Source organism: Thauera aromatica (genome assembly GCF_023093595.1).
Classification (GTDB): domain Bacteria; phylum Pseudomonadota; class Gammaproteobacteria; order Burkholderiales; family Rhodocyclaceae; genus Thauera; species Thauera aromatica_A.
Genome location: NZ_JALLIK010000102.1, coordinates 54,494 through 70,734, shown reverse-complemented (window position 1 = coordinate 70,734; position 16,241 = coordinate 54,494). Strand labels below are relative to the sequence as shown.

The 16,241-nt window shown below is 66.4% G+C and carries 17 protein-coding genes and 1 tRNA gene; 7 read left to right on the top strand and 11 right to left on the bottom strand.

The window, feature by feature from the left end:
- Positions 1 to 3: 3 nt before the first annotated feature.
- From ndhC to tpiA, 4 genes are all read right to left on the bottom strand, one after another.
- The gene (gene ndhC / locus MXC99_RS09920; RefSeq protein WP_075149062.1) at positions 4 to 378 is read right to left on the bottom strand and encodes an NADH-quinone oxidoreductase subunit A; all 375 of its coding nucleotides are present in this window, start codon (positions 376 to 378) and stop codon (positions 4 to 6) included.
- 104 nt (positions 379 to 482) lie between these two features.
- Positions 483 to 567: transfer RNA gene (locus MXC99_RS09915), tRNA-Leu, on the bottom strand.
- Positions 568 to 633: 66 nt separating this feature from the next.
- Positions 634 to 993 carry a preprotein translocase subunit SecG gene (secG, locus tag MXC99_RS09910; protein ID WP_247725294.1) on the bottom strand — a complete coding sequence of 120 codons (360 nt, stop codon included), beginning with the start codon at positions 991 to 993 and terminating at the stop codon, positions 634 to 636.
- Between the two features lie 39 nt (positions 994 to 1,032).
- Positions 1,033 to 1,770 carry a triose-phosphate isomerase gene (gene tpiA / locus MXC99_RS09905; protein ID WP_247725293.1) on the bottom strand — a complete coding sequence of 246 codons (738 nt, stop codon included), beginning with the start codon at positions 1,768 to 1,770 and terminating at the stop codon, positions 1,033 to 1,035.
- Positions 1,771 to 1,944: 174 nt separating this feature from the next.
- On the opposite strand from tpiA, the gene MXC99_RS09900 reads away from it, so the two are divergent.
- The 7 genes from MXC99_RS09900 to MXC99_RS09870 all read left to right on the top strand — a co-directional run bounded on the left by MXC99_RS09900 (position 1,945) and on the right by MXC99_RS09870 (position 7,875).
- Positions 1,945 to 2,325, top strand: coding sequence for an ArsR/SmtB family transcription factor (locus tag MXC99_RS09900; RefSeq protein WP_247725292.1), 381 nt, complete (start codon positions 1,945 to 1,947; stop codon positions 2,323 to 2,325).
- A complete protein-coding gene (locus tag MXC99_RS09895; protein ID WP_247725291.1) occupies positions 2,322 to 2,807 on the top strand; it encodes an arsenate reductase ArsC in 486 nt (161 codons plus the stop codon). Before MXC99_RS09900 ends, MXC99_RS09895 begins: the two co-directional genes overlap by 4 nt.
- A gap of 75 nt (positions 2,808 to 2,882) precedes the next feature.
- A complete protein-coding gene (gene arsD, locus MXC99_RS09890; protein WP_247725290.1) occupies positions 2,883 to 3,245 on the top strand; it encodes an arsenite efflux transporter metallochaperone ArsD in 363 nt (120 codons plus the stop codon).
- Positions 3,246 to 3,408: 163 nt separating this feature from the next.
- Positions 3,409 to 5,199: an arsenical pump-driving ATPase gene (gene arsA / locus MXC99_RS09885; protein ID WP_247725328.1), complete on the top strand. Its 1,791-nt coding sequence runs from the start codon at positions 3,409 to 3,411 to the stop codon at positions 5,197 to 5,199.
- 102 nt (positions 5,200 to 5,301) lie between these two features.
- The gene (gene arsB / locus MXC99_RS09880; protein ID WP_247725289.1) at positions 5,302 to 6,384 is read left to right on the top strand and encodes an ACR3 family arsenite efflux transporter; all 1,083 of its coding nucleotides are present in this window, start codon (positions 5,302 to 5,304) and stop codon (positions 6,382 to 6,384) included.
- 151 nt (positions 6,385 to 6,535) lie between these two features.
- On the top strand, positions 6,536 to 6,772 hold the full coding sequence (locus MXC99_RS09875; protein ID WP_247725288.1) for a DUF2789 domain-containing protein: 237 nt from the start codon (positions 6,536 to 6,538) through the stop codon (positions 6,770 to 6,772).
- A 161-nt stretch (positions 6,773 to 6,933) separates the two neighbouring features.
- Entirely contained in the window at positions 6,934 to 7,875 is a 942-nt protein-coding gene (locus tag MXC99_RS09870) for a cation diffusion facilitator family transporter (RefSeq protein WP_247725287.1), read from the top strand.
- Positions 7,876 to 7,935: 60 nt separating this feature from the next.
- Here MXC99_RS09870 and pstB read toward each other — a convergent pair whose 3' ends face one another.
- From pstB to ftsH, 7 genes are all read right to left on the bottom strand, one after another.
- Positions 7,936 to 8,718 (bottom strand): phosphate ABC transporter ATP-binding protein PstB, encoded by a 783-nt coding sequence (gene pstB / locus MXC99_RS09865; protein ID WP_247725286.1) that lies wholly within the window; start codon positions 8,716 to 8,718, stop codon positions 7,936 to 7,938.
- A gap of 44 nt (positions 8,719 to 8,762) precedes the next feature.
- On the bottom strand, positions 8,763 to 9,695 hold the full coding sequence (gene pstA, locus MXC99_RS09860) for a phosphate ABC transporter permease PstA (RefSeq protein WP_247725285.1): 933 nt from the start codon (positions 9,693 to 9,695) through the stop codon (positions 8,763 to 8,765).
- A 2-nt stretch (positions 9,696 to 9,697) separates the two neighbouring features.
- Positions 9,698 to 10,648, bottom strand: coding sequence for a phosphate ABC transporter permease subunit PstC (pstC, locus tag MXC99_RS09855; protein WP_247725284.1), 951 nt, complete (start codon positions 10,646 to 10,648; stop codon positions 9,698 to 9,700).
- A gap of 85 nt (positions 10,649 to 10,733) precedes the next feature.
- Positions 10,734 to 11,732, bottom strand: coding sequence for a PstS family phosphate ABC transporter substrate-binding protein (locus MXC99_RS09850; protein ID WP_247725283.1), 999 nt, complete (start codon positions 11,730 to 11,732; stop codon positions 10,734 to 10,736).
- A gap of 117 nt (positions 11,733 to 11,849) precedes the next feature.
- Positions 11,850 to 13,202: a phosphoglucosamine mutase gene (gene glmM, locus MXC99_RS09845; RefSeq protein ID WP_247725282.1), complete on the bottom strand. Its 1,353-nt coding sequence runs from the start codon at positions 13,200 to 13,202 to the stop codon at positions 11,850 to 11,852.
- A 32-nt stretch (positions 13,203 to 13,234) separates the two neighbouring features.
- Complete coding sequence (gene folP, locus MXC99_RS09840) at positions 13,235 to 14,065, bottom strand: dihydropteroate synthase (protein WP_247725281.1); 831 nt, start codon at positions 14,063 to 14,065, stop codon at positions 13,235 to 13,237.
- Positions 14,066 to 14,246: 181 nt separating this feature from the next.
- The gene (gene ftsH, locus MXC99_RS09835; protein ID WP_282099873.1) at positions 14,247 to 16,139 is read right to left on the bottom strand and encodes an ATP-dependent zinc metalloprotease FtsH; all 1,893 of its coding nucleotides are present in this window, start codon (positions 16,137 to 16,139) and stop codon (positions 14,247 to 14,249) included.
- Positions 16,140 to 16,241: the final 102 nt, after the last annotated feature.

The window sequence follows — 16,241 nt, the reverse complement described above, 5'->3', positions numbered from 1 at the left end:
GCATTACTCCCAGTCGAGTGCGCCGTTTTTCCACTCGACGATGTACCCGATGACCAGAACCGTAAGAAAGACCATCACCGAGCCGAACACGAACCAGGCCAGCTCGCCGGCGGCAATGAATTCCTGAAAGACCGTCGCCCACGGAAAGAGGAAGGCGATTTCGAGATCGAACAGAATAAAGAGAATGGCGATCAGGTAATAGCGAACGTCGAACTTCATGCGGGCGTCTTCAAACGCCTCGAAGCCGCATTCGTAGGGAGAGAGCTTTTCGCCGTCAGGGCGATAGGGCGCAAGAAGTCGCCCAAGAATGACAGGAGCAAGCCCGAAACCAAGTCCAACGAGAATGAACACCAATACGGGAAAATAATTTTCCAGCATGTTCAGAAACCCCCATTGCGTTCGACAGCGTCAACGATGCGCTGCAATTATTGTTTTGGCTGCTCTGCATAGAAACGCCCGCAAATGCGGGCGTTTCCGGAATATGGTGCCGACGATGAGACTCGAACTCATACGGCTTTCGCCACTACCCCCTCAAGATAGCGTGTCTACCAATTTCACCACGTCGGCGCTTCGTTCAGAAAGCCAAAGAATTATACGGTTTTTTACGCAGTGCGCAAAGGCTCGCACGCATAATTATTTGGGAATCGACTGCGCCGGAGAGGTGTCCGCCGGAGCACTCGGAGCGGCAGGCACCTGCTCGACGGCAGGCGCGCCCTGCACCCCTTCCATGACACTGGAAGGCGCAGCCGGCTTGTTGCTGGCGAGATAACTCAAGCCCAGGCTGGTGATGAAAAACACCGTCGCCAGTACCGCAGTCGTGCGACTCAGGAAGTTCGCCGACCCGGACGAACCGAACAGGCTGCCCGACGACCCGCTGCCGAATGCCGCCCCCATGTCGGCACCTTTGCCGTGCTGCACAAGAACGAGACCAATGACCGCCAGACCGACCAGCACATGGACAGTGAGCACCAGGGAAAAAAGATAGTCGCCCATCACGAACCTTGAAAAAAGACCAACCGATTAAATAACCAATCAGGCCGCATCCGCCGCAGCGCGGCAGATCGCCATGAAATCACCCGCCACCAGTGACGCCCCGCCAATCAGGCCGCCATCGACATTCGCCGCCGCGAAGATCTCGCGCGCATTCCCGGGCTTGACGCTGCCGCCGTACAGGATCCGCACGGATTCCGCCTCGGCTCCATGCGCCGCAAGCCAGGCACGGATGCCGCCATGCACTTCGGCGATCTGCCCGACACCGGCCGAACGCCCGCTACCGATCGCCCATACCGGCTCGTAAGCGAGCACGACGGACGACATCGCCGCCCTCCCCAAGACCTCGAGCACGGCCGCGAGCTGGCGCCCGACCACCTCCATCGCCTGCCCGGCGTCACGCTCGGCGAGCGTTTCACCGACACAGACAATCGGCACCATCCCTGCCGCCAGCACCGCACACGCCTTGCGCCCGACGGCGAGATCGCCTTCGCTGAACAGCGCCCGGCGCTCGGAATGACCGACGATGACATAGCGGCAGCCGAACTCCGCCAGCATCGGCGCGCTCACTTCCCCGGTATAAGCCCCGGCCGCGAACTCGCTCACGTCCTGCGCACCGAGCGCCAACCCGGCCGGCCGCTGCTGGAGCTGGGCGAGGTAGGGATAGGGAACGCACACCGCGATTTCCACTTCCGGGACGGCCTCGAGGCGATCGAGCAGAACACGATTGGCGGCAAGACTGCCATTCATCTTCCAGTTGCCGGCGACGAGTCTGATCATGTGGCGTAGTCATCTACAAGCTAAACCGGTGGATTATAGGGGGCCGCGCCATGCCCCGCAAATCGGACCCGCTGCTCCGCAGCAGCAGGACGGGCACCGCGCGCTTGCACTGTGCGCAAAGCCGGATTAGCATCTCAACCATTCAATAATATTTGAATCATCAAAAAGACTCGAATGGAGAAACGAACCGCCCTGCAGGTCTTCGAAGCCTTGTCGTCCGGCATCCGCCTCGACGTCTACCGCTGCCTCGTGGTCGCCGGGCGCCAGGGCATGGTCGCGGGCGAAATCGCCGCCGCGCTCGACATACCGCCGACCAATCTGTCCTTCCATCTCAAAAATCTGACCCAATCCGGGCTCCTCTGGGTGGAACAGGAAGGGCGCTTCCAGCGCTACCGCGCCAACATCGAAGCGATGCTCGCGGTCATCGCCTACCTCACCGAAAACTGCTGTGCCGGGCGTCCGCAAGAATGTGTCGACTTCCGCCGCAGCCAGCCCGGCCTCGCACCCCTGCTTCCCCCGCTCGACTGCCCTGCCGAGGGACCCGGCCACTCATGAACGTCCTTTTCTTGTGTACCGGCAATTCCTGCCGCTCCATCCTTGCCGAAGCCACGTTCAATGCGCTGGCACCCGCCCCGCTGCGGGCGATGAGCGCCGGCAGCCAGCCAGCCGGTCACGTTCATCCGCACTCGCTGGCGCTGCTCTCCCGCGAGGGGATTCCCACCGCGGGCTACCGCAGCAAGTCGTGGCACGACCTGCCCGCCACGCCGGACGTGGTCATCACCGTCTGCGCCAGCGCCGCCGGCGAAAGCTGCCCGGTTTATCTGGCCCCGGTGCCGCGCGCCCACTGGGGCGTGGATGACCCGGCCAGGGCCACCGGCACGGCGGCCGAGATCGACGCCGCGTTCGAATCCGCCTACCGCATCCTGCGTCATCGCATCGAAGCCTTCCTCGCCCTGCCGGCCGACCTTGCCGCACGGGACCCGGCACGGTTCCGGCGCGAACTCGCGCGCATCGGCACCCTCGTGCCGGCAAAATAGCGCAGCAAGCTTTCATCCCCGCCATGCAGGCCCCCCTGGATGGCACCCACGCACGTTCCATAGGAGAACCGCAACATGAGCACCATCCAGATCTTCGACCCCGCGCTGTGCTGCCCCACCGGCGTCTGCGGCACCGACGTCGATCCGATGTTCGCCAAGGCCGCCGCCGACCTCGACTGGGCCAAGGAAGAAGGCATCGCCATCGAACGCTTCAACCTCGCCATGGACCCCCAGGCTTTCGCCACCAACGCGGTGGTCAAGGCCTTCCTCGAACGCTCGGGCGAGGACGCCCTGCCCCTGATCCTGGTCGACGGCGAAATGATGCTCGCCGGCCGTTACCCGAACCGCGCCGAACTGTCGCGCTGGGCTGGCGTATCCTCCCCCAAGCTCAATCCGGTGCCGGCCGGCAACTGCTGCAGCGGCGGCCACTGCGGCTGAGTGCTGCATGCCCCCGTCCCCGCCCTGCGGGGGCGGGTCCGCGCCACACTCCCGCGTTCCCCGGCAAGGTTTCCTGCACGCAGCCCAGGACCTGGCTGCATTTGCGTCCAACGCACCCGCCCGCCGCCCCTTCCGGTTTTCTTCCCCCATGACTCCAGCCGCCATGCGCTTTCTCGAACATCCGCCCCGCCACCTGTTCTTCACCGGCAAGGGTGGCGTCGGCAAGACCTCGATCGCCTGCGCCACCGCGGTCCGCCTGGCCGATGCCGGGCGCCGGGTGCTGCTGGTCAGCACCGATCCGGCCTCCAACGTCGGCCAGGTGTTCGGCGTCGAGATCGGCAACCGCATCACCCCGATTCCCACCGTGCCACGGCTGTCGGCGCTGGAGATCGACCCCGAAGCGGCCGCCCGCAGCTACCGTGAACGCATCGTCGGCCCGGTCCGCGGCGTCCTCCCCGACAGCGTGGTGCGCGGCATCGAAGAGCAGCTCTCGGGCGCGTGCACCACCGAAATCGCCGCCTTCGACGAGTTCACCGGCCTGCTCACCGACCGCGGGCTGGCACACGCATTCGAGCACATCGTGTTCGATACTGCCCCGACCGGTCACACCATCCGCCTGCTGCAGCTCCCCGGGGCCTGGACCGGCTTCCTCGACGACAATACCAACGGTGCTTCCTGCCTCGGCCCCCTCGCCGGCCTGGAAAAGCAGCGCCAGCAATACCGCGCGGCGGTCGATGCGCTCGCCGACCCGGCCCTGACCCGCCTCGTCCTGGTCGCCCGCGCCCAAGCCTCGACCCTGCACGAAGTCGCACGGACTCACGCAGAGCTCGCCGCGATCGGCCTCGAGCGCCAGTTCCTGGTCATCAACGGCGTGCTGCCGGCCGAAGCCGTGCAGGATGATGCGCTCGCCGCGGCGATTGCCCGCCGCGAAGCCGAGTCGCTCGATCGCTGTCCGGCCGTCCTGCGGGCACTGCCCACCGACCGCATCGCGCTGATGCCTTTCAACCTTGTCGGTCTGGCGGCCCTGCGCACCTTGCTCGCGCCGGCAGCCGCAACCACGGCCGGCACGAGCACAGCCGCCGGCCAGCATTTGGACCGCGCGCCGGAGCCGCTTCCCGCCCTGCCCGGACTTTCCGCCCAGATCGATGAGATCGCCTCGGGCGGCCACGGCCTGGTGATGCTGATGGGCAAGGGCGGAGTGGGCAAGACCACGCTGGCCGCGGCGATCGCAGTGGAGCTCGCCCACCGCGGCCACGACGTGCACCTGAGCACCTCCGACCCTGCCGCCCATCTCGACGAGACCCTCGCCGGCGGGCTCGCCCACCTCGCCGTCAGCCGCATCGATCCGCAGGCCGAAACCGAGCGCTACCGCAACGATGTGCTCGCTACCCAGGGCGGGGCTCTCGACGCGCGCGGCCTCGCCCTGCTCGAGGAAGACCTGCGCTCGCCGTGCACCGAGGAAATCGCCGTCTTCCAGGCCTTTTCGCGCATCATCCGCGACGCCGGACACAAGTTCGTCGTCATGGACACCGCCCCCACCGGCCACACCCTGCTGCTGCTCGACGCCACCGGCGCTTACCACCGCGAGGTCGCGCGCAACATGGACAAGCGCGGCGAGCACCACTACCTGACGCCGATGATGCAGTTGCAGGACCCGGCTCGGACCAAGGTGCTGATCGTCACCCTGGCCGAAACCACGCCGGTGCTCGAAGCGGCCCGCCTGCAGGCCGACCTGCGCCGCGCTGGCATCGAACCGTGGGCGTGGATCATCAACAACAGCCTGGCCGCAGCCGCTGCGCACGCGCCCCTGCTCGCCTACCGTGCCGCCGAAGAAGGACCGCAGATCGCCGCGGTGCGCGAGCACCATGCCCGCCGCGTCGCACTGGTGCCGCTGCAGGCCGAAGAGCCGGTCGGCATCGACCGCCTGCGGGCACTCGCCGGGCGCAGCCGCTAGTTCCCGCCCCGCACACCGGGCGGCTCGCGCTCCAGCCATCCCAACCTTCCGCCCGTTCCTCCACCCTCTCATTTCCCATTTCCGCATTCCACTGGAGCCTCGATGCCCGCCCAATGTGAATTCGCCGGCAACAAAGCGGCCGGCGCCCCGATCGGTTTCTTCGAGCGCTACCTCAGCGTCTGGGTGTTCCTCTGCATCGTCGCCGGCACCGCCTTCGGCGAGGCCGCACCCGACATCGCGCAGGCCGTCGGCGCGCTCGAGATCGCCCACGTCAACCTCCCGGTCGGGGTGCTGATCTGGGTCATGATCATCCCGATGCTGATGAAGATCGACTTCGGCGCGCTGCACGAAGTGCGCGAGCAAAAGGCCGGCATGGCCGTGACCCTGTTCGTGAACTGGGCAGTCAAGCCGTTCACGATGGCGCTGCTGGGCTGGATCTTCATCCGCCACGTGTTCGCCCCCTGGCTGCCGGCGGAACAGCTCGACAGCTACATCGCCGGCCTGATCCTGCTCGGCGCCGCACCGTGCACGGCGATGGTGTTCGTGTGGAGCAACCTGTGCCGCGGCAACGCCAACTTCACCCTGACCCAGGTCGCGCTCAACGATCTGGTCATGGTGTTCGCCTTCGCCCCGATCGTCGCCCTGCTGCTGGGCGTGTCCTCGATCCCGGTGCCGTGGGACACGCTGACGCTGTCGGTGGGGATGTACATCGTCATCCCGCTGGCGATCGCCCAGTTCATCCGCGCCCACCTGCTGCGCCGAGGGCGCGCCGTCTTCGACGCCGCGCTGGCGCGCATCGGCCCCTTCTCCATCCTCGCCCTGCTCGCCACCCTGGTGCTGCTGTTCTCCTTCCAGGGCGGGACGATCATCGCCCAGCCGGCGATCATCGCCATGATCGCGGTGCCGATCCTGCTCCAGACCCTGTTCATCGCCGCGCTCGGCTACTGGCTGAACCGCCAGCTCAAGGTGCGCCACGACGTCGCCGGACCGTCGACGATGATCGGCGCCTCCAACTTCTTCGAGCTCGCAGTGGCGGTGGCGATCGTGCTCTACGGTTTCGACTCCGGCGCCGCCCTGGCGACGGTGGTCGGCGTGCTGATCGAGGTGCCGGTGATGCTGTGGCTGGTGAAGATGGTGACGCGCACGCGGCGCTGGTACGAGCGCGTCCTGCCGGCTTCCACCTGAGACGGGGCGAGCGCCGCCGCCCACGCTCCCTCCGCCCACGCTCCTTTTCCCACGCCCGCGCCGACAGTCGCCAGCACGGCGATCACACGCAAAGGCATGGACTATAGTTCGAGCAGGGTGGCGCAACCGCTTCGCCGCCAAGGAGAATGGAATGGAACCACCGGTACACGCACTGAAGGATCTGTTCGCCCAGCTCGGACTGCCCGACGACGCCGACGCCATCAAAACCTTCATCCGCACCCACGCGCCGCTGCCCGAGCGCGTGAAACTGGCCGACGCCCCGTTCTGGACGAGCGCGCAGGCGAGCTTCCTGCGCGAGAAACTGGCCGAGGATGCAGACTGGGCCGAACTCGTCGATCAGCTCGACACGGCACTGCGGGCCGGGTAGCGATCCGTTCGCCGCTCGATCCGGCCGACACCGGCACTCGCACGCCGTGCCCTGCGGGCCCCGCGCGAGCGAACGGGCGGCAGGCTCTCGAATCGACGCGGGCGGTGCGATGCGGCTTGCCGTCACGCTATGCCTCGCAAGGAGGCAAGGAGAACCGGACGATGAGTGCCCACGCGATCGGCGGCGGAGGCGATCACGAGCATGGCCACGCCCATGGCCCTCCGACATTCAACCGCGCGTTCGCCATCGGCGTCGCCCTCAACCTGGGCTTCGTTGCCGTCGAGGCGTTCTACGGATGGCAGATCGGCTCGCTCGCCCTGCTGGCCGACGCCGGACACAACCTGTCCGACGTGGCCGGGCTATTGCTGGCGTGGGCCGGCGCACTGGCCGGGCAGTTGAAACCCGACCGGCGCCACACCTACGGCTGGCAGCGGGCGTCGATTGTCGCCGCGTTCGCCAACGCGGTGCTGCTGCTGGTGGCGATGGGCGCCCTCGCCTGGGAAGCGGCGGAACGGCTGCGGGCACCGACCGGCATCGAAGGTGCGACCGTCGTCGCGGTCGCCACCGTCGGCGTGCTGATCAACAGCCTCACCGCCGCACTGTTCATCGCCGGACGCGACTCGGACCTCAACATCCGCGGTGCCTTCCTCCACATGGCGGCCGACGCGCTGGTCTCGCTCGGGGTCGCCGCCAGCGGCGCGCTCTACCTGTGGCGGGGCTGGGCCTGGCTGGACCCGGTCGCCAGCCTTGTCATCGCCGCCGTCATCGTCGCCGGCACCTGGGGACTGCTGCGCCAGTCGGTGCACCTGCTGTTCGATGGCGTCCCGGAGCATATCGACCTGGTCGAGGTCGATCGCTGGCTCGCGAGCCGGCCCGGCGTGGAGAGCGTTCACGATCTGCACGTGTGGGCGATGAGCACGCGCGACATCGCGCTCACCGCCCACGTCGTGATGCCCGCCCCCCCACCCGACACGGTTTTCCTCGATCAAGTCGCCCACGGACTGCATGAGCGCTTCGGCATCGGCCATATGACGCTGCAGATCGAGAGCTTCGGCTGCGAGCACGGCTGCACGCGGCCCGCGGGTCTGCCCCCGCGTGCTTGACGAGCGCCATCGCGGCCCTCGCCGCCCGGTTTGCCGGAACCTCCCCACGGCGCCTGAAGCTCAGCCGAAGCGGCCGGTGATGTAGTCCTCGGTTTCCTTCTTCTTCGGCTTCAGGAACAGCTCGTCGGTGACGCCGAACTCGACCAGTTCACCCAGGTACATGTAGGCGGTGAAGTCCGAGATGCGCGCCGCCTGCTGCATGTTGTGGGTCACGATCAGGATCGTCACCTTGTCCTTCAGTTCGGTGACCAGCTCCTCGATGCTCGCGGTGGCGATCGGGTCGAGCGCCGAGGTCGGCTCGTCGAAGAGGATGATCTCGGGGTCGGTGGCAAGCGCACGGGCGATGCACAGGCGCTGCTGCTGGCCGCCGGAGAGGTTGGCGCCGAGCTCGTTGAGACGGTGCTTGACCTCGTCCCACAGCGCCGCATCCTTGAGCGCCTGCTCGACCTTGTCGTCGATCACCGTGCGGTTCTTCTCGCCGCGCACGCGCAGGCCGTAGGCGACGTTCTCGTAGATCGACTTCGGGAAGGGGTTGGGCTTCTGGAACACCATGCTGATGCGCATGCGGACCTCGATCGGATCGACGTCGGCGGCGAGCAGGTTGGTGTTGTCCGGGTAGAGGCGGATCTCGCCCTGGTAGCGGTTGCCCGGGTAGAGGTCGTGCATGCGGTTGAACGAGCGCAGCAGCGTGGACTTGCCGCACCCCGACGGGCCGATCAGCGCGGTGACCTTCTTGTCATAAACCGGGAAGGAGATGCCCTTGAGGGCGTGGAACTGGCCGTAGTGGAAGTTGAAGTCGCGCACTTCGGACTTCAGCGCCAGCGGGGTGGCAGGTGTTTTCATGCTGTGCTCTCGAAAGAATCCGGATGTCCTGGGCGCGGCCGTGCTCACCACTTGATGTTGCGGCGCAGGTGGTAGCGCAGCCAGATCGCCAGCCCGTTCATCGCCAACGTCATGAAGACGAGGATGAAACCGGCAGCCGCGGCGTTGTAGTGGAAGTTCGGGTCGGGACGCGACACCCAGTTGAACATCTGGATCGGCATCACGGTGAACGGTGCGAACAGCCAGTCGAACAGGCCTGCCGGCGGCTCGCCCGCGAGCGGCGCCGGCGGCAGGAAGGCGATGAAGGTGAGCGCGCCGATGGTGATGATCGGCGCCGTCTCGCCGATCGCGCGCGCGAGGCCGATGATGACCCCGGTCAGGATGCCGGCACCCGAATACGGCACGATGTGGTCGCGCACCAGCTGCCAGGTGGTGCACCCGCAGGCGTAGGCTGCCTCGCGGACGGCCTGGGGGATGGCGCGGATGGCCTCGCGCGTGGCGACGATGATCACCGGCAGGATCAGCAGGCCGAGCGTCAGGCCCGCCGACAGGATGCTCTGGCCGAAGCCGAAGGCATGGACGAAGATGCCGAGCGCAAGCAGACCATAGATGATCGACGGCACACCGGCGAGGTTGGTGACGTTGATCTCGATGATGTCGGTGATCCAGTTCTTCGGCGCGTACTCCTCGAGATAGACCCCCGCGGCCACGCCGATCGGTACTGCGGCGACCAGCGTCACCAGCATGACCAGCGTCGTCCCCACCCAGGCGGAGAGGATGCCCGCCTGCCCGGCCCTGCGGGACGGAAAGCTGGTCAGGAACTCCCAGCTCAGGCGCGGCAGGCCGTCGATCGTCATCTGCGCGAACAGTGCAAACAGGGTCAGCACGCAGATCATCATCGCCGTCAGACCGACCAGGCCGAAAATCATGTCCCAGCGCTTGTGCCGCTGGATCAGGGCGCGGATCCCCTGCAGGCGTTGCTCGTGATTGTCAGTCATGGTCAGTAGGTCTCGCGGAACTTGCGACGCAGCCAGTAACCGAGGATGTTGAACACCAGCGTCAACAGCACCAGCGTGAGCCCGGCGGCAAAGATGGTCTGATAGGCAAGCTCGCCGTGCGGCAGGTCGCCCAGCGCCACCTGCACGATGTAGGCGGTGATCGTGCCGGCACCTTCCATCGGATTGAAGGTGAACTTCGGCTGCATGCCGGCGGCCACCGCCACCACCATGGTCTCGCCCACCGCGCGCGACACGCCGAGGATGCACGCGGCGGCGATGCCGGACGTTGCCGCTGGCGCCACCACCTTGATCGCGGTCTGGAAGCGGGTCGCCCCCATCGCATAGGAACCCTCACGCAGGCTCATCGGCACCGAGCGCATCGCGTCCTCGGCCAGCGAACTGATGTAGGGCACGATCATGATGCCGACCACCAACCCGGCCGAGAGCATGTTGAAACCGGGCAGATCGGGGAAGATCTGCTGCAGCAAGGGAGTGACGAAGAGCAGCGCGAAATAGCCGAAGACGATGGTCGGCACGCCGGCGAGCATCTCGAGGAGAGGCTTGACCACTTCCCGCACCCCGACCGATGCGAACTCCGAGAGATACACGGCGATGATGGTGCCGACCGGAATCGCCAGCAGCAGGCCGACACCGGCGACCGTGATGGTCCCGGACAGCAGCGGCAGGATGCCATAGTGCGGATCGGCGAAAAGCGGCGTCCACTGCGTGTCCGTCAGGAAGTCGAATATCGACACCTGCTGGAAGAACAGCACCGATTCGGAGATCAGGACGTAGAGGATCGCAGCCGTCGTGAACACGGAAATGAAGGCGGCGAAAAACAGCAGTGCTTCGATCACCCGTTCCTTGACGTGGCGTGTGCGCTTCTTCTTCAGACGCTCGCTGGTCACGGGCAACGCACCCGCGGCGGGCGCTGCGGCGATGCTGGTCGTCATGGGTGAATCCTTGTCTGGCATTGATGCTCCCGGAACGGGAAAAGCCCCCGGAGGCGATGCTCCCGGGGGCGTTCCGCACGAGGCTTTACTTGGCTTCGAGCGACATCAGCTCTTCGATGGTGATGCCGACCTTGTTCTCGCCACCGAACTTGGTGCCCTTGGCGAGCTTGGCGATCTGCTCGATGTTGTAGTCGTAGGCCTTCTTCGGCAGCGGCACGTACTTGACTTCGGCCGCCAGCGCCGCGCCTTCCTTGTTGTAGAACTCGACGAACTCCTTGACTTCAGGCTTCTCGAGCGACTTGGCGTTGACGTAGATGAAGATCGGGCGCGACAGCGGGGTGTAGCTGCCGTCGAGCACCGACTCCATTGACGGGCCGACCGCAGGCTTGCCGTCGGCGGCGATGATCTTCGCCGCCTTGAGCTTGTCCTTGTTCTCTTCGTAGTAGGCGAAGCCGAAGAAGCCGAGCGCATTGACGTCGCGCGACACGCCCTGCACCAGGACGTTGTCGTCTTCGGAGGCGGTGAAGTCGCCACGGCTGGACTTGGACTTGCCGGTGACCGCCTCGGTGAAGTAGTCGAACGTGCCCGAATCGGCGCCGGCGCCGTAGAGCGTCAGGTCGCGATCGGGCCAGGCGGGATTCACCTGGTTCCACTTCATGACCTTGCCCTGCGCAGCCGGCTCCCACATGGCCTTCAGCTGGGCGACGCTGATGCCCTTGTCGGCCCAGTCGTTCTTGGGATTCAACACCACGGTGAGGGCGTCGAAGGCAATCGGCAGCTCGATGAACTCGATGCCGGCGGCCTTACAGTCGTCGATTTCCTTCTTCGAGATCGGGCGCGAAGCGTTGGAGACGTCGGTCTCGCCGCGACAGAACTTCTTGAAACCGCCGCCGGTGCCCGAGACCCCGACCGTCACGCGCACGCCGCCTTTCTTCGCCTTCTGGAATTCCTCGGCAACAGCCTCAGTGACCGGGAACACCGTCGAGGAACCGTCGACCTTCACCAGCGCCTGGGCGGCGGCACCGCCGGAAACGAAAGCACCGGCGACAGCAACCGCAGCAGCAGCGAACTTGAAAACTTTCATGAGACCCTCTCCGTCAGTTGAACTTCGTTCAGACGGACGAGAGTGTATGAATGCTTTGTTACATCACTGTGACACGGCGCAGGACGGCAAGGCGGGCCGCGCCGCAGCGCGGGGAGATCAGGCGACCGTGCGCTCCACCGCGGCGGCGAGATCGCCCGCCAGGCGTTCGACCAGTCCGCCGTCGCGCCCCTCGACCATCACCCGAAGCAAGGGCTCGGTGCCGGACGGACGCAGCAGCACCCGCCCGCTGTCACCCAGTTCGGCCTCGGCCTGTGCCCGCGCCGCCGTGATATCGGCATCGGCCTGCCAGTCGAATCCGACCGGCAGGCGCACATTGACCAGACGCTGGAGATAGAACACGAGGTCCGCACAGGCCTCGGCCAACGTCTGCCCCTGCCGCTTGAGCGCCGCCAGCACCTGCAGCGCCGAGACGATCCCATCGCCGGTGGTGTGGCGGTCGAGGCAGATGATATGGCCGGAGTTCTCGCCACCGAGCTTCCAGCCGCGTTCGTGCAGCAGTTCGAGCACGTAGCGGTCGCCGACCTTGGCCCGCGCGAACGGGACGCCGAGGCGGGCGATCGCGTGTTCGAAGCCGAGGTTGCTCATCAGCGTGCCGACCACGCCGTCCAGGCGGCCCTCGGCGTGGCGTGCGCGCGCCACCACGTAGAGCAGCTTGTCGCCGTCGTAGATCTCGCCGCGCTGATCGACCATGATCAGGCGGTCCGCGTCGCCGTCGAGGGCGATGCCGAGGTCGGCCCTTTGGGCGAGCACCGCCTTTTTCAGGTGCTCCGGGCGGGTCGCGCCGACGCCATCGTTGATGTTGAGGCCGTTGGGTTCGACTCCCACCGGCAGGACTTCGGCACCGAGCTCGTGAAAAACCTTGGGGGCGATGTGATACGCAGCACCATGGGCGCAGTCGATCGCGATGCGCATGCCGCGCAGGTCGAGCTCGTTGGGGAAGGTGCTCTTGCAGAATTCGATGTAGCGACCGCCCGCGTCGGCCACCCGCCGCGCCTTGCCCAGCCGGGCCGCTTCGACGCAGCTCATCGGCTGATCGAGGCGGGACTCGATTTCGGCCTCCACCGCATCGGCCAGCTTGGCCCCGCCGGCGGAAAAGAACTTGATCCCGTTATCGTAGAACGGGTTGTGCGAAGCGGAGATCACCACGCCGGCCTGCAGGCGCAGCGCCCGGGTCAGGTAGGCCACCGCCGGCGTCGGAATCGGCCCGGCGAGTACGACATCGACACCCGCGGCGGAAAACCCGGCTTCGAGCGCGGCTTCGAGCATGTAGCCTGAAATGCGCGTGTCCTTGCCGATCAGCACCGTCGGATGCTCGCCGGCCGGCAGCTTCTCGCGCGCAACCAGGGTGACCCCTGCGGCGTAGCCCAGGCGCATCACGAACTCGGGGGTGATCGGCACCTCTCCGACCCTGCCACGCACCCCGTCGGTGCCGAAATACCTGCGCCCCATGCTCGCTCCCGGCTGTCGTTCGAAAGCGCGGATTATGACACCGCCGCCAGCGCCTGCCACACTTTGAGCGCGTCGCGGGTCGGGCCGACATCATGCACGCGGACGATATGGGCGCCGCGCTGCACCGCGATCAGCGCCGCGGCAACGCTCGCCGGCATGCGCGCATCCACCACCCGGCCGGTGACCGCCCCCAGCATCGACTTGCGCGACATCCCCGCGAGCACGGCAAGCCCGCCACGGCCGAAGCGCGCGAGTTCGCGCAGCAGCGTGTAGTTGTGTTCGACCGACTTGCCGAACCCGAAGCCGGGATCGAGAACGATACGCGCGCGCTCGACGCCGGCACTTTCCAGCGCATGCACGCGCTCGGCGAGGAAATCCTCGACTTCAGCGACGACGTCGCCATAACAGGGGGCGAGTTGCATGGTCCGCGGCTCTCCCTGCATGTGCATCACGCACAGGGCCGCCGTACTTCCGGCGACCGCTTCGATCGCGCCCTCGGCGCGAAAGGCGTTGATGTCGTTGATCATGTCAGCCCCGGCGGCGAGCGCGGCACGCATCACCGCCGGCTTCACCGTGTCGATCGACAGCGGCACCTGCCAGTCACGGGTGTGTTCGACGAAGCGGACCACGCGCTCGAGTTCCTGCTGCTCCGGGACCGGATCGGAGCCGGGACGGGTGGACTCGGCACCGATGTCGAGCATGTCCGCCCCTTCTTCGAGCGCACGTTCGGCGCGGCCGATCGCCGCCGCCAGATCGCCGCGGCAACCGTCGCCGGAAAAGGAGTCGTCGGTGAGGTTGATGATTGCCATCACCCGCGGCTGGCTCGGGTCGAGCCGGAAACGGCCGCAAAGCAGAAAAGACATGGAGGACTCTCAAGAAAACGCCGGGCCGCCCCAGGTTTTCTTGCCCCCTGGGGGGCGGAAACGGCAAAGCCGTTTCCCGGGGGCGGTTCACAGGCAGGTACGGGTCAGGCGCAGCAAGGAAACGGGCCGGACATGCCGGCCCCTCTTGTCGGACGCACCCCCAAGGGGGTGCGGGCAGAACTCAGGCTGCCGGAGCCGCCGCAGTCGGCGCAGCACCCGGCGTGTCGTCCTTGGTCCGCGAAGTGGGTGTCGCGGCCGGCTTGGGCGGGCGCGGCGGGCGGCCGGCCATGATGTCGTTGACCTGGTCGGCATCGATGGTCTCCCACTCGAGCAGCGCCTTGGTCATGGCCTCGACCTTGTCGCTGTTCTCTTCGAGCAGGCGGCGCGCCAGCGAGTACTGCTGGTCGATGATGCGACGGATTTCGGCGTCGACCTTCTGCATCGTCGCTTCGGAAACGTTGCGGTGAGTGGTGACCTGACGGCCGAGGAAAATCTCGCCTTCCTCCTCGCCATACACCATCGGCCCGAGGTTGTCCGACATCCCCCACTGGGTGACCATGCGCCGGGCGAGATCGGTGGCGCGGGCGAAGTCGTTGGAGGCGCCGGTGGTCATCTGCTTCATGAAGATTTCTTCGGCGATGCGCCCGCCGAACAGCACGGTGATGGTCTGCAGCAGGCGCTCGCGGTCCTGGCTGTAGCGGTCTTCGGTCGGCAGCTGCATGGTCACCCCCAGCGCGCGCCCGCGCGGGATGATGGTGACCTTGTGCACCGGATCGGTCTTGTCGAGCAGGCGGGCGACGACGGCGTGGCCGGACTCGTGGTAGGCGGTGTTGCGCCGCTCCTCCTCGGGCATGACTACCGAGCGGCGCTCCGCGCCCATCATGATCTTGTCCTTGGCGCGCTCGAAATCCTCCATATCCACCAGGCGCTTGTTGGCACGCGCAGCGAAGAGCGCGGCCTCATTGACCAGGTTGGCGAGATCGGCACCGGCAAAGCCGGGCGTGCCGCGGGCGAGAACCTGGGGATCGACGTCGGGTGCGATCGGCACCTTGCGCATGTGCACCTTGAGGATCTGCTCGCGGCCGCGGATGTCGGGCAGCGACACCACGACCTGGCGGTCGAAGCGGCCCGGGCGCAGCAGCGCGGGGTCGAGCACGTCGGGACGGTTGGTCGCGGCGATCACGATCACGCCGGTCTGGCCTTCGAAGCCGTCCATTTCGACCAGCAGCTGGTTCAGTGTCTGCTCGCGCTCGTCGTTGCCGCCGCCCAGGCCGGCACCGCGCTGGCGACCGACGGCGTCGATCTCGTCGATGAAGATGATGCAGGGCGCGTGCTTCTTGGCCTGCTCGAACATGTCGCGCACGCGCGCCGCACCGACGCCGACGAACATTTCGACGAAGTCCGAACCGGAGATCGAGAAGAACGGCACCTTGGCCTCGCCGGCGATGGCCTTGGCGAGCAGGGTCTTGCCGGTACCGGGCGAGCCGACCATCAGCACGCCCTTCGGAATGCGGCCGCCGAGCTTCTGGAACTTGGACGGATCGCGCAGGAACTCGACCAGTTCGAACACTTCTTCCTTGGCCTCGTCACAACCGGCGACGTCGGCGAAAGTGATCGAGTTGGCCGACTCGTCGAGCATGCGCGCCTTGCTCTTGCCGAACGAGAACGCACCGCCCTTGCCACCGCCCTGCATCTGCCGCATGAAGAAGATCCACACGCCGATCAGCAGCAGCATCGGGAACCAGGACACGAAGATGCTGGCCAGGAAGGACTGCTCCTCCTCGGGCTTGGAGGCGTTGATCTGGACGCCGTAGCGCATCAGGTCGGACACCATCCAGATGTCCTGGACGCCGGGGGTATACACGGTGATCGAGCGGCCTTCCTGGGTCGTCGCCTTGAGCATGCGGCCGTCGATCGTCGCTTTCGCGATGCGCCCCGCCTTGGCTTCCTCCAGGAACTGGGAGTATTCCATCGTGTTGGGCGGCGTCTGGCGCGCATTGAACTGGTTGAATACGGTCATCAGCACGACGCCGATGACCATCCAGATCGCGAGATTCTTCAAAAGATTGTTCAACGTTCTGTTCCCCGAAGGCCGCTGCGGCCTGTATCTGTACGCGACTGACCGATTCTAGTGGTGAACGTTCCCACGGGCAAACCAATAGGAGCGATTGGAAAA

Coding starts and splice junctions, on each gene's coding strand:
- ndhC (WP_075149062.1), bottom strand. CDS start 378: ATGCTGGAAAATTATTTTCCCGTATTGGTGTTCATTCTCGTTGGACTT.
- MXC99_RS09900 (WP_247725292.1), top strand. CDS start 1,945: ATGGAGAAACGAACCGCCCTGCAGGTCTTCGAAGCCTTGTCGTCCGGC.
- arsB (WP_247725289.1), top strand. CDS start 5,302: ATGCCCGCCCAATGTGAATTCGCCGGCAACAAAGCGGCCGGCGCCCCG.
- MXC99_RS09895 (WP_247725291.1), top strand. CDS start 2,322: ATGAACGTCCTTTTCTTGTGTACCGGCAATTCCTGCCGCTCCATCCTT.
- pstA (WP_247725285.1), bottom strand. CDS start 9,695: ATGACTGACAATCACGAGCAACGCCTGCAGGGGATCCGCGCCCTGATC.
- arsA (WP_247725328.1), top strand. CDS start 3,409: ATGCGCTTTCTCGAACATCCGCCCCGCCACCTGTTCTTCACCGGCAAG.
- pstB (WP_247725286.1), bottom strand. CDS start 8,718: ATGAAAACACCTGCCACCCCGCTGGCGCTGAAGTCCGAAGTGCGCGAC.
- MXC99_RS09850 (WP_247725283.1), bottom strand. CDS start 11,732: ATGAAAGTTTTCAAGTTCGCTGCTGCTGCGGTTGCTGTCGCCGGTGCT.
- secG (WP_247725294.1), bottom strand. CDS start 993: ATGGGCGACTATCTTTTTTCCCTGGTGCTCACTGTCCATGTGCTGGTC.
- pstC (WP_247725284.1), bottom strand. CDS start 10,648: ATGACGACCAGCATCGCCGCAGCGCCCGCCGCGGGTGCGTTGCCCGTG.
- MXC99_RS09870 (WP_247725287.1), top strand. CDS start 6,934: ATGAGTGCCCACGCGATCGGCGGCGGAGGCGATCACGAGCATGGCCAC.
- folP (WP_247725281.1), bottom strand. CDS start 14,065: ATGTCTTTTCTGCTTTGCGGCCGTTTCCGGCTCGACCCGAGCCAGCCG.
- MXC99_RS09875 (WP_247725288.1), top strand. CDS start 6,536: ATGGAACCACCGGTACACGCACTGAAGGATCTGTTCGCCCAGCTCGGA.
- glmM (WP_247725282.1), bottom strand. CDS start 13,202: ATGGGGCGCAGGTATTTCGGCACCGACGGGGTGCGTGGCAGGGTCGGA.
- tpiA (WP_247725293.1), bottom strand. CDS start 1,770: ATGATCAGACTCGTCGCCGGCAACTGGAAGATGAATGGCAGTCTTGCC.
- arsD (WP_247725290.1), top strand. CDS start 2,883: ATGAGCACCATCCAGATCTTCGACCCCGCGCTGTGCTGCCCCACCGGC.